Annotated in this window: 7 protein-coding genes and 2 tRNA genes; 6 read left to right on the top strand and 3 right to left on the bottom strand. The window is 53.2% G+C overall.

Going from position 1 to position 12,030, the window contains the following annotated elements; all coding sequences use genetic code 11:
• Position 1: 1 nt before the first annotated feature.
• The 3 genes from LI114_RS06870 to LI114_RS06860 form a co-directional block, all read right to left on the bottom strand.
• Complete coding sequence (locus LI114_RS06870) at positions 2 to 718, bottom strand: class I SAM-dependent methyltransferase (RefSeq protein ID WP_227220035.1); 717 nt, start codon at positions 716 to 718, stop codon at positions 2 to 4.
• A 111-nt stretch (positions 719 to 829) separates the two neighbouring features.
• The gene (locus tag LI114_RS06865; RefSeq protein WP_227220034.1) at positions 830 to 1,033 is read right to left on the bottom strand and encodes a DUF1858 domain-containing protein; all 204 of its coding nucleotides are present in this window, start codon (positions 1,031 to 1,033) and stop codon (positions 830 to 832) included.
• Between the two features lie 132 nt (positions 1,034 to 1,165).
• A complete protein-coding gene (locus tag LI114_RS06860; RefSeq protein WP_227220033.1) occupies positions 1,166 to 2,245 on the bottom strand; it encodes a hypothetical protein in 1,080 nt (359 codons plus the stop codon).
• A gap of 430 nt (positions 2,246 to 2,675) precedes the next feature.
• Between LI114_RS06860 and LI114_RS06855 the strand changes: the two genes are divergently transcribed.
• The 6 genes from LI114_RS06855 (at position 2,676) to LI114_RS06830 (ending at position 11,957) form a co-directional block, all read left to right on the top strand.
• Positions 2,676 to 2,936 (top strand): DUF1490 domain-containing protein, encoded by a 261-nt coding sequence (locus LI114_RS06855; protein ID WP_227220032.1) that lies wholly within the window; start codon positions 2,676 to 2,678, stop codon positions 2,934 to 2,936.
• Positions 2,936 to 5,026, top strand: a complete 2,091-nt coding sequence (locus LI114_RS06850) for a heavy metal translocating P-type ATPase (protein ID WP_227220031.1) — start codon at positions 2,936 to 2,938, stop codon at positions 5,024 to 5,026. The genes LI114_RS06855 and LI114_RS06850 overlap by 1 nt, the downstream gene beginning before the upstream one ends.
• 203 nt (positions 5,027 to 5,229) lie before the next feature.
• Positions 5,230 to 5,318, top strand: a tRNA-Ser gene (locus LI114_RS06845).
• Between the two features lie 7 nt (positions 5,319 to 5,325).
• Positions 5,326 to 5,415: transfer RNA gene (locus tag LI114_RS06840), tRNA-Ser, on the top strand.
• Positions 5,416 to 5,817: 402 nt separating this feature from the next.
• Positions 5,818 to 7,635 (top strand): InlB B-repeat-containing protein, encoded by a 1,818-nt coding sequence (locus LI114_RS06835; protein ID WP_227220030.1) that lies wholly within the window; start codon positions 5,818 to 5,820, stop codon positions 7,633 to 7,635.
• A 329-nt stretch (positions 7,636 to 7,964) separates the two neighbouring features.
• Complete coding sequence (locus tag LI114_RS06830) at positions 7,965 to 11,957, top strand: InlB B-repeat-containing protein (RefSeq protein WP_227220029.1); 3,993 nt, start codon at positions 7,965 to 7,967, stop codon at positions 11,955 to 11,957.
• Positions 11,958 to 12,030 lie beyond the last annotated feature (73 nt).

Below are 12,030 nucleotides of genomic sequence, written 5' to 3'. Positions count from 1 at the left end.
TTTACTCACCTATCTCTTTCATAAGCTGTTCCGCAAGCCGCAGCATATCCTCCGCCTGCGCGGTGTCGCCGTTTTTAGCACTGAGCCTGCCGAGCGCCGCTTTTTTCATGCGCTGTGCCGCGGTGGATATGTACTCCGCGCTGTAAGGCTCGCGGGGGTCTAGCCTGCCCGCCGTAAGATACCTGCCGTCGCAGGGATAGTCTATAAGCTCGGGCGCGTAATGCGCAGCCATCACCGAGTAGACGAATTTTCCGTCGCGGCAGGCGCGCTCGCGCATGATATGCCAGCCGTTTGCAAAAAGCCAACGGCGCAGCTCGTCCACCTTGGTCATGGGCTGAAGTATCAGCGTGCACCCGCGCAGCTGCTTCTGCCACTCGCCGCGCGAAAGTATAGCGGCTATCAGCTCGCCGCCCATGCCTGCGCAAATCACGTCGGTAACACCCTCCTGCGGGACGTTTTCCAGCCCGTCGGAAAGCACGGCATCTATCTTATCGGCAAGCCCGCTTTGGGCGATGTGCTCGATGGCGGAGCTTAGCGGCTGAGGGTTAATATCTGCGGCGATGGCGCGCTCGCAAACACCGCTCTCTACCAGCGCGCAGGCTAGGTAGCCGTGGTCTGCGCCAATATCGGCGGCTATGCGCGGGTCGTGGTCAACATGGCTTTCCGCCAGCATTTCGGCGCAGAGCGCCAGTCTTTTATTTTCCAGCTTGAATATCATCAATGATCTTTCCAATCTATAAAAATGCGGAGACGCCTAATTTATCAAGCGCCTCCGTATGATCTGCAAATCTGACTTTGCGATACGCGCACCGGCTGTGCTGTACTAAGATCAGCCTGCAAAATGCGCGTTGAGCTTTGCGATAAGCTCCTTAGGGTCTACGCCGTGTACCTCGCAAGCCTGCGCTACGGTCTCGCCGCGCGACGATGGGCAGAAAAGGCAGTGCATACCCATTTCGAGAAAATATTCCGCAGTAGTTTCATCAGCGTCCATGATGTCGCCGATAATGGTATCTTCTGTAACTTTAAAATTCATGAAAATTCAACTCCTCTCGAGGATACATAATGTATACCTCTTAACTCCTATTATAACCCATATCAAAAGATTTTTCAAGCCCCCGAGCAAATTTTTTATCTGAAAATTCTGTGACAGACTATCAGCCGCGTTTCAGCTCTTCCCAGTCGGGGCAAGCTCAAGCCCGCCGTCGGTACTGCCGACGAAAGTATCTCCCCTGCGGTAGATGTGGTCGTAGCGAACGTCGGCTTCATAGCGCGTACCGCTCGAGTCGGTAAAATTATCCACGCCGCGTATGCCCTGCGTGGAATTATCTATCATGCGGTCAACGGCGCGGGCGTGGTCGGCGCAGGCGGAATTTACAATGTCGCTCGTCTGCGAGAGGGTCTGCGAAACGCGCTGAGATGCGTTTATAGCCATCTGCTGACGCTGCGCAGCGCCGTTCTGCTCTATCTGCGCGACGTTTTGAAGCTCCTGCTGTTCCAGCGCGAAGTAGAGCGGGCCGTACTGTATCTCAGCCGTGAAGCGCTCGAAAATGCGCTCCATCTCCGCCTCATCGCAGCCGCGCGAGATGAGCATTATGTCAAAAGCCCTGCCCCAGTCAGGCTCGCCCTTTTTCTGCGTGAGCGGCATAAGCCCCATTCCGAACCCCGAGAGCATATCTAAAAATCCGCCGCCGCGCTGCTGTTGTTGGCTAACGGGCAGGCAGCAGAATATCGTCGCGAAAAAGCCGCTGAACTGCGCGCCGCCTTGGCTGAAAGTTATCTTGAATTTGTGCGGAGATACCTGCGCGGGCTTTCCGAGCTTTTGCGAAGTCTGCTGAGCGAAATCCTGCGCGCGCCGGGCTAGGGGCGCATTATCTAAAGGTATAACGCGAATGTCGTCGAGCCTGCCGTATACCGCCGTGAGCCTTTCGTAAGCGTACTGCTGCGGCTTGACGAGCTTGCGGTAGCGCAGCCCCGACCAGCCGTCGAGGAAATAATCGCTCGCCTTCTGACCGAAAACGCCCGGCGCGGTAACCATAGTGCCCTGTGCGTAATCTTTGTAGTAGGCGAATGGGTAAAAGCGCAGCTCGGCAGTCTGCTCATTTTGCGGCGGGCGGCGCAGGACAAGTCCGTAAGTCACCGCCGCGCTGAACGAGCAGGAATTATCCTCAAAGACCTGCCAGCGCCAATTCGGCGGCACGAACGAACGGAAAAGCGCTCCCCGCCCGCCGAAGTCGATATTGCGCACGGCTTTCTCTTCCTCGGTCTGCCGCAGGACGTACTGCGCCCCTCAGAAGCGGCAGGCAAGGCGGGTATCGCCCTCGTGAGCCTTGATATACGCACCGCAGTTGCGGCATTTTATCTCGATAAATTCCATGTGATACACGCTCCTTTCGGTGAAAATATGACAAAAGTCTATTATTATGCACAATTCATCTCATATTCACATTATAACATATTTCATACGCGATTTCAAGCCCTAAAAGACGCATTTTGCTAAGTTTACTCAGGTAAACTTTTGACTAAAGAATTATCTTTTCTTAGCGTTTTTTGACATCTATTGACAAATTCCGAGTTTGGCGGTATAATATATTTGTAAATGCCGTGTAAACATATGCGGCAAAAAATACGGTCAGACAAATCGACCGAAATAGACAAAATTTGCGGAGGTAATAATTATGTTAAAATGTCTGAAAAATGAGAAGCTTTGGTACGCAGTAGGCGGCGCGGCTGCCCTCGTTATCGGCAAGAAGATAGTAAAGGCAAAGAAGACCCGCGAGCTGGCTGTTACCGGTATCGCTAAGGGCATGAAGCTCAAGAGCGACGCTCAGGAAACTCTGCGCAACATGAAGGACGAAGCTTCCGACATCTGCTACGACGCTAAGGTAGAGGCAGGCCTGCACGAGGAAGCCGACGAAGGAAAAGAAGCGGCTGAATAATGAGAGCGAAAATTGTTTACGACGCGCCGGGAAGAATAAGGCTGCGCGGCGGAGCTGACGCTTTTGAAAAGTCCGCCGAAGCGGCCATAGAGCAGTACGCGCTGAAAAACGAATGGGTGCTGGACTGCGAGGCGCATTGTGAAAACGGCGGCATACTGCTGACGTACAAAAAAGGCTGCCGCGAAAAGGCATTGCAGTTCGTGCGGGAGCTTGTGCCCGCCGCTCTCGAGCCTGTATCACCCAGCGGCTGCGACGTAAAAGAGATTGACAGGACTTTTAAATCAGACCTGATAAAGCTCATCGCGGACAGGTATGTGAAAAAGGCTCTGCTGCCCTCGCCGATAAGCAAGGCGCTGATAATCTACAGCGGTCTGAAATACATAGCGCGCGGGATAAGCACGCTTTTCGACGGCAAGCTTACGGTAGAGGTGCTAGACGGCGCGAGCATCGGCGCTTGTCTGGCGCAGAAGAATTACAACACGGCGGGCACGGTAATGTTCCTGCTCTCGGTATCCGCGCTGCTTGAGGATTACACCCGCACGAGGACTAAAGCCGCGCTGACCGACAGCTTAGCTATAAAGGCTGACAAAGTATGGCTTGCGGGCGAGGGCGACGAATCCGACCTGCTGATACCAATGAGCGAGCTGAAAGCGGGCGACTGCATAAGAGTACGCACTGGCAGCGTGATACCCGTAGACGGCGAAGTTACAGACGGCGAAGCATACGTCAACGAAGCCTCTATGACAGGCGAGCCGCTGGCGGTAATGAAGTCGGCGGGAAGCAGCGTATTCGCGGGTACGGTGATTGAGGAAGGCTCTATCGTGATAAAAGTACGCAGCCTTTCATCGGACACTAAGATCAGCAGGATAATCGAGCTTATCGACAACTCTGAGAACCTAAAAGCGGGCGTACAGAGCAAGGCGGAGCGGCTGGCGGACAGCATAGTGCCGTACAGCTTCCTAGGCTTTATACTGACGCTTGCGCTGACGAGGAACGTCACCAAGGCGGTATCGGTGCTGATGGTGGACTACTCCTGCGCGATAAAGCTTTCAACGCCGATAGCTGTCATCTCTGCGATAAAGCAGGCGGCCGACTGCGACATTACGATAAAGGGCGGAAAATATCTGGAAGAATTTGCAATAGCGGATTCGATAGTTTTCGACAAAACGGGCACACTTACGAACGCCGAGCCGGTGCTTGAAAAAGTGATAGCGCTGGGCGACTATTCAGAGGAGAACACGCTGAAAATAGCGGCTTGTCTGGAAGAGCACTTCCCGCACAGCGTTGCGCGAGCGATAGTAAAAGGCGCAGCGGCACGGGGCATAGACCATGCCGAGGAACACGCGGAGGTGCAGTATATAGTGGCGCACGGAATATCCACCACGCTGCACGGAAAGCCCGCGGTCATCGGCAGCAAGCATTTTATCTGCGAGGACGAGGGCGTTGAGATAACGGAAGACCAGCAGCGCGAGATAGACGAAAAGTCGGGCGCCTGCTCGGTAGTATACCTAGCGGTCGGCGGAAAGCTGACGGGCGCGCTCTGCATAAGCGACCCGCCGCGCGCGGAAGCGAAGCGGGCGATAGAGCTGCTGAAAGAAAGCGGCATCGAGAACATAGTAATGCTCACAGGCGACAGCGCGAAGGCGGCCGAGATAACGGCTGAGAAGCTTGGCATAACGAGCTACCGTGCGCAGGTATTGCCCGAGGACAAGCACAGTTGGGTAGAGCGGCTGAAAGAAGAGGGTCACCGCGTGATAATGGTAGGCGACGGCATAAACGACGCGCCTGCGCTGGCGGCGGCGAACGTATCAGCAGCGATGAGCGACGCATCGGACATCGCGCGCGAAACGGCGGACATAACGCTGCGCGGAGCAGACCTGACAGAGCTTGCGCGGATACGCAGGCTGAGCGAAGCCTTAATGGCGCGCATAAACAGCAATTACAGATTCATCCTGTGGTTCAACTCTGTGTTGCTTGCGTGCGGAGCTTTGGGGCTGCTTGCTCCATCGTGGTCGGCGCTTTTGCACAACGCATCGACGATGGCGATATGTGCGAAGAGCATGACCCCGCTGAAAGACAGCGAAAAATAAGACATGAATTGCGGCGTTTTTTCGAAATGGAGGACGCTGCTTTTTTGTGCATTAGTACAGATTTTGTATATTTAAATTATGCAGATTGTACAAATATCGAACATATGAGAAAAATCGAAGCGAATATGCTTGACAAGCGGAGAAAAATATGATAAAATATACTAGTCGTTAAGGCGCAAGCCAAGACTTCACAAGGACAGCAAGGACAGGTGTCCGAGTGGTTTAAGGAGCCGGTCTTGAAAACCGGTGATACGGCAACGTACCGTGGGTTCGAATCCCACCCTGTCCGCCATATTTTTGCGGATTTACCCAAGTGGTGAAGGGGCTCCCCTGCTAAGGGAGTAGGTCGGGAAACCGGCGCGAGAGTTCAAATCTCTCAATCCGCGCCAAGTATTATATCTCGCAGATCGTGCAAAAGAACGGTTTGCGAGTTTTTTTATTTGTGCAGATATGCTGAAAAGAGCGCCGAGATCCCCCCACATTCAAATTAAAACATCATATCATACCGCACGGCTCGCCACGACGCGATCGTGCGTTTTTTATTGCCAATACTTCTTCCTTACCAATAGTCAATAATGTTAAATTTTTATAAAAAATCTATTGACAAACGCACTGTGCCATGTTATAATTGAATGAACATAGAGTTATATGCCAAATTCATGCCAATCTTTGTTGTATATGCCCGCTGAGATGTGCCCTATTATAAATGTATATTTTCACGCGGCGGAAGGCATTATTTATGGTATCAATAAAATGATATAGAGGAATTTCCACAAAAAGGGGGTAATTTTATGAAAACCAAACTCAGAAACCGAACGGCTCTTGCGGGGCTTGCGGCTTTTTTCGCACTCTCCTGCGCCATGAGCGCTGCGGCTTACGCTGCCGACTCCGACGGGGTGTCCGCTAAGCTTACTACCGACAGCGCGGCTTACTCTGCGGGCGACGCCGCCGAGATAACGCTAGATGTGCAAAATGACGGCGGCTTGGCGGACATCTCTACCGAGATATTCCTGCCCGAGGGCATGACCTTGCAAAGCGGCAGCCTTGCGCTAGACCGTGCAGCCGTTCAGACGGGCGAAAGCTTCTCCAATAAGGTGACTGCCGATATTCCCGACAGCGGCACGGACGACAGTTCGTCATCAGCAGACAGCTCATCGCCCGACAGCTCTTCCGCGGCGGACAGCAGCACGCCCGCTTCAAGCAGCCAGACCACCTCTTCGCAGGCGGCTGCACCCGCCGACACAAACCCGAGCACGGGCAGCGGCGCGGCTTACGTTTGGCTTAGCTTCGCACTCATGTCGGGCGCGGCGCTCATTGCGATAGGCGTTAAGAAAAAGCAGGGCAGGCGTATGCTCTCGCTCTTCATGTGCGCGGCGATGTGCCTAAGCTTCGCGGCGGCGGAGATACCCGTAAGCGCCGACGAGCTCAGCGATCCCCTGCCCGACGGCACGCTCGAGCTTACCCGCGAAGTAGAAATAAACGGTCAGAAGCAGGTCATCAAAGCGCGCGTTGCGAGCACTCCCCTGCTGGACGACACCGAAACTATCACGATAAGCTTCGTTACCGATGGCTCGGCGGTAGAGCCTGTTACGGTGGTAAAGGGTGAAACGCCCGACCTGCTGCCGCAGTCTTACATGGCTGGCAAGACCTTTAAGGGCTGGTACACCGACCCCGAGCACACGCAGGAATTTTTTGAGGACACCGCTCTTGAGAACGACATAACGCTTTACGCGGATTTCGGCGAGGTGGAAAACGACATCGAAGTCGAACCGCGAACCACTTATTACGAAGAGGACTGCGCCGCAGACTTCGCTTTCACGCTGGTCAGCAATACGCCTATCTCCTCCGACAACCTGCTAAGCGCGGTGGACATCGAGGCTATTTCGGGCGAAATGCCCGAGAGTTTCAGCGTTTCCGCTTCGGGAAATGAGTACACGGTAGTGCCCGAGCAGGATTACACCGAAGGCGGACTTTACCGCGTTACCCGCAGCGACTGGGTGACTTTCCGCGACTTAGAGGACAGCGTTACCGAGTACACATTCCGCATTTTCAAGCCCGAGAGCATGATACTCGATATGGATTCCGGCATAAAGTACGTTGACTCCGCCCATTTCAAGGAAAAGAAAGAGAACAGCGAATACATAGTTGACGCGGACTACTTCGTTGAAAAGGACATCAAAGCGAAGGACACCCTTTGCTTGGGCGACGGCACTGAAAAGGTTGACGAAAATTCGCGCTTTATAAACGTGCTGGATACTGCCCCCAGCGGCGATGACTACGTTATATCGTTCGAGGACAGCGAGCCTGAGGACGTTTTCGACAACGTTGACATCAGCTTCAAGAAAGACATGACGAACGCCATTCTCGCCGACGATTTCGACCCCGAAGCTATGGCGGACGAACTTTACATGAGCGAGGGCGCTGACCAGATAAACATGATGATGGCGGCGCTGCTGGCGGACAGCGAAAGCGTAAAGAACGAGCTTGGCGGAGAGAGCCTGCTGGCAAACTACGCCGCCGACGACCCCGCGCTCACCGATTTCACGCAGGGCGCGCGGCTGAAAGACGACAGCCTTTTCGACCTTTCGCAGAAGCTGAAAAAAATCTGAAAGTAGAAGTTACCATTGCTGAAGCGGAGAACGAGAATTTCCGCATACCCGACCCGAACAACTGGTGCGCTATCAGATTTACATTCTCTTACAGCGGCACTGTAAAGAACAAACTGAAAATAAACGCTTCGATAAGCATAACAGAGTACCTGAACATTTCGCTGCAAGGCTACAAATCTTTCAAATTCAAGCTTTTCAAAAAGAGCCAACTGGAATTTGACTACGCTGTAAACATCTACTCGCAGACGGATATAGAGTTCAAAGTACTGGTATGCTCTACCAACAAGAAGAACGAAAAGTGGCGCGACATCTCGAAAGAGATAACCGACATGATGAACAGCGAAGAGGAAAACGACCAGAACTCGCTGGTAGCGCAGATGAAAGAGATGCTCGAAAGCCAGGGCGACTACATACAGCTTTGCGAGATACCGCTTTTCAAATCGAAAATACCGCTTATAGAGCCGATAACGGTATTTGACATAAACCTCGACCTAAACTACGTTATCAAGGTAAACTTCGCGGCGGGCATGAGCACGAAATTCTCGGTGCTTGACGCTACGCAGGTCGGCATAGCAGGCAACTCCTCCACAAAGGAATTTCGCAGCTACAAAAACGACCTCGACGGCGACAACAGATACAGCTTCGATTTCTCGATGTGCGGCTACATCGGCATAAAGACGGGACTTGAGGGCAGAATGACTATTTCGTTCTTCGGTCTGCAAAGACTGGGCGAGGTAGGCATGGGCATGGAGGTAGGCGCGTACCTCGACATTTACGGCTATGCGCAGTACCACGCCGTAAAACCCTACTCGCAGTACAATAACGTGTACAAGACTGCGGTCGGCGGCTACTATATGGAAGTCGGCATATATGTAGAGCTAAAAGTTATCGCCGAATCAAAAGTCTTTAAGCTAAAGGCTGAGGGCATACTTTTTGAGATCAAAGTACCGCTCTTCCACATGGGCAACAAAGAGCTGCTGCTCTCGGTAAACGAGCCTGAAGCACAGCTGATACTAACCAACTCGAACAAAAAGGCGAAGTACACCACCGTGCCGATGTCCTCGCTGCCCGCGATAACAGGCACGTTCTTAGACATCACTACGGGCGAAACGGTGCGCCGAGAGATCTCTTGGGACTCGCTTGATCTGAGTTTTTCAAACTACGCTTTTGAAGCGACATGGGACAACAGAGCTTGGAAGTACACAAGCGTGCGCTTCAAGCACAGCTATTACAATTACGACCCGCCCGCAGTGGTAGAGTGCAACGCGCACGTCAGCTACAACGGTCAATACCTGCAATTCACGCGCGGCGCGGACTACGGCAGAAACACGATAGCCAACATGAAAGTAATGTGGGCAGACACCAGCCGAATAGACAGCGACCGCGTAGGAAAGATCTGCAAGGTGAACTTTTACAGCGAGATAGACGGCAAGCGCGAACTGCTCGGCAGCCGCGAAGTGCTGGCAGGCAAAACGGCGGGAGCTTTCCGCGTAGAGGACTACCTCAGCACATACAAGTTCAAAGAGGGCAAGTGGAACAGCGACCCCAACTGGACTATGGTAACTGAGGACACCGATTTCGTATACTCGGCGGTAACTGCGCAGGCGACCGTAGCTTTCATATACTTCGACACCGAAGCGCTTTGCTGGGCGGCGGATATGCAGGTGGTGAACATCGGCGAAACACCTGTACTGCCTGACGTTTCGGGCAACGAACACCTGAAATTCACACGCTGGGAAGTATGGAAAGGCCCGAGCAATTCATTCGGAAAAGTACCTGCGGGCGGCGTAGGCGCACTGACAGAGGGCTGCGTGACGAACGACTACATACTCACGAGCGGAAAACAGACGGGCGTGCGCTATAATAAGGTATACGGCGGCGACTATTCATACACGGCAAGAATTGCTTTTAACGGCGAACATCCTAACGATTACAACAAACTGGCTTTCATATACATAGCGTCATATGATTTCGACACGCTGAATATGAAGGTAGTCAAGCGCGGTTACCGAAACGCCGAATACAGCGTTGATCTTGGCGTGCGCTACGGCAAGAAGATAGATTGTATAGGCGAGTCTGCGCCTTACGGCAAGAAATTCATAGGCTACACCGACGAAAAGGACGGCGAAGTGAAGTACAAAACTTACACCGATCTGCCTAAGATGACTGAGGACGTCACCTACTACGCCGTTTACAAGGGCGAGCCGTGCAAGGTAACGCTCGAGTATTTCGACGAGGATACGCTGGAGTACAAGACTTACAAAGTGCTAGACCTCGAAAGCGGCGACAAAATACCCGCAGAGGAGTTTCAAGCCGTAAAGGATAAGATGAAAGCCCCCGAGGGAGTAGAGTACACTATCTACGAGCGCTGGTTCGACACTATATCGGGCACGTCTTATAAGCACCCTGAAAACCTTACCGTAATGCAGGATATTACCCTGCGGCTCGACTTCCTGCGCACGGTAGACGTTACGCTCGACGGCGGCGAGGGCGAACTTCTTACAGGTATGCCCGTCCGCAAGACGGTATCCAACAAGGACTACGCGCTTACTTTGGAAAACTGGGCTGCAAAGCAGGACGACGACTACAACACTTACGAGCTTGCGGGCTGGAAAGACAGCAGCACGGGCAAGATATACGCGGTAGGTCAGCCTTGCAGATTCGACCGACCCGTCACCCTCACGGCGGTGTACACCACCACGCCAAAGACCTACAACGTAAGAGTACACACGCAGTACGGCGAGCTGAAAAACGGCAAGCAGACCGACAGCTTCACGGGCGGATTTGACGACTACGTTGAATTCCTAAAGATATACGAGGGCTGGCTGCCCGATAAGGTAAAGGACGTGGACTACACCCACACCTGCAAGACCTCGCGCTACCAGTACTCCATCGACAAACTGGATCTGGAGATAGAATACATCTGGGCAAACACCATAAACAAGTACACGATAACCCTCGACCCGAACGGCGGCACGGCAGGCAGCTACACCGAGTACGAATTTGACTACGGCAGCGAACTTGAGCTTGCGAAGCTTTTCAATCCGAAAAAGAGCGACGAGCTTTGCGACTACGTCATAGCGGGCTGGAAAGACCAAAACGGCGAAGAGTACGCGGCGGACGGCAAGCTGATACTTAAAGGCGACACCACCATCACGCCGATATGGAAAGAGGGCACATACAAAGAATACGCGCTGATATACGAACTGGACGGCAAGATCATCAAGTCGGAGAGAAAGCACTTTGGCGACGAGCTGACCGCGCCAGACGTCCCCGCAGAAGCTGAGGGATACGCTTTCAGCGGCTGGAAGTGGCAGGACTCGAGCGGCAAGGATATTGAGATGCCGAAGACCATGCCCGCCGAAACGCTGACGGTATACGGCACTACCACAAAGTGCTACGTTACCTACAAGGTAGACGGCGAGATCTGCAACGGCCCTGACTTCACAAAGGTGGGCGAGAGCACTAAGGTCCTAAATAAATACGAGCGCGAGGGATACGACGTTACCGAATGGACTACCGAGGACGCGGAAGTTGTGAACGGCAGCTTCACGATGCCCGACCACGACGTAACCTTCACCGCGACCACCACGCCAAAGACCTACACCATAACCATCGACGTAGAGGGCGCAAAGACCACCGCGACAGCCGAGTACGGCAGCACATTCACACTGCCCGAGCAGCAGGCGCGCGAGGGATACACATTCTACTGGACGGGCGACGGAACGGACGTACTCATCACAACAGTGGAAGGCGTGAGCACCGTTCAGATACCCGCGAGGGACTTCACCGTAACGGGTAAATACACGCAGAATGTACACAACGTTTACTTCATTATCGACGGCAATGAGCTTACCGAGCAGACTATGAAAGACATACCTGCGGGACAGGAAAACCTGCGCACGAACGACTTTTCCGTGGATATTCCCGAGGGCAAGAGATTCACAGGCTGGATAACGGGAAATGTCGAGCTGAACAAAGAGGGCAGCTTCACTATGCCCGACAGCGACGTTTATTTCTACGGCAAATTCGTAGACAGCGGAAGCGTTACGATAGAGATATGCACGAAGCGCGATATGAGTATGTTCGGCGAAACAGGCGACCCCGACCTATATATGCGCTCATGGACTCTCTACGGAGAGCCGGGCGACGAGGTAGAGCTCCCCGCGCTGGAGCGCGAGGGCTATGAGCTGACATGGCAGCTGCAGGAAGGCCTAGAAAACCAATTCACCATCACGAACGGCAAGCTGAAAATAGCGGAGAACGCGGCAGACACATACGTCAGCGTGAACGCAGTTTTCAAGGAAAAGCCAAAAAGCTGAAAGCCTAAAACACACAGACCGCAGGCGTAAAAAACCTGCGGTCTTTTTTTTGCTGATTATTCACAATTACGTC

Origin of the sequence: Ruminococcus sp. 210702-SL.1.03, assembly GCF_020559915.1 — a bacterium.
Taxonomy (GTDB): domain Bacteria; phylum Bacillota; class Clostridia; order Oscillospirales; family Ruminococcaceae; genus YE71.
Note: the sequence above shows the minus strand (reverse complement) of the source record. Positions and strands in the feature narration are given on the sequence as shown.

What these genes read in the sequence shown, in the direction of transcription:
- LI114_RS06870 (WP_227220035.1), bottom strand. Translation starts at nt 718, where the DNA reads ATGATATTCAAGCTGGAAAATAAAAGACTGGCGCTCTGCGCCGAAATG.
- LI114_RS06865 (WP_227220034.1), bottom strand. Translation starts at nt 1,033, where the DNA reads ATGAATTTTAAAGTTACAGAAGATACCATTATCGGCGACATCATGGAC.
- LI114_RS06855 (WP_227220032.1), top strand. Translation starts at nt 2,676, where the DNA reads ATGTTAAAATGTCTGAAAAATGAGAAGCTTTGGTACGCAGTAGGCGGC.
- LI114_RS06850 (WP_227220031.1), top strand. Translation starts at nt 2,936, where the DNA reads ATGAGAGCGAAAATTGTTTACGACGCGCCGGGAAGAATAAGGCTGCGC.
- LI114_RS06835 (WP_227220030.1), top strand. Translation starts at nt 5,818, where the DNA reads ATGAAAACCAAACTCAGAAACCGAACGGCTCTTGCGGGGCTTGCGGCT.
- LI114_RS06830 (WP_227220029.1), top strand. Translation starts at nt 7,965, where the DNA reads ATGATGAACAGCGAAGAGGAAAACGACCAGAACTCGCTGGTAGCGCAG.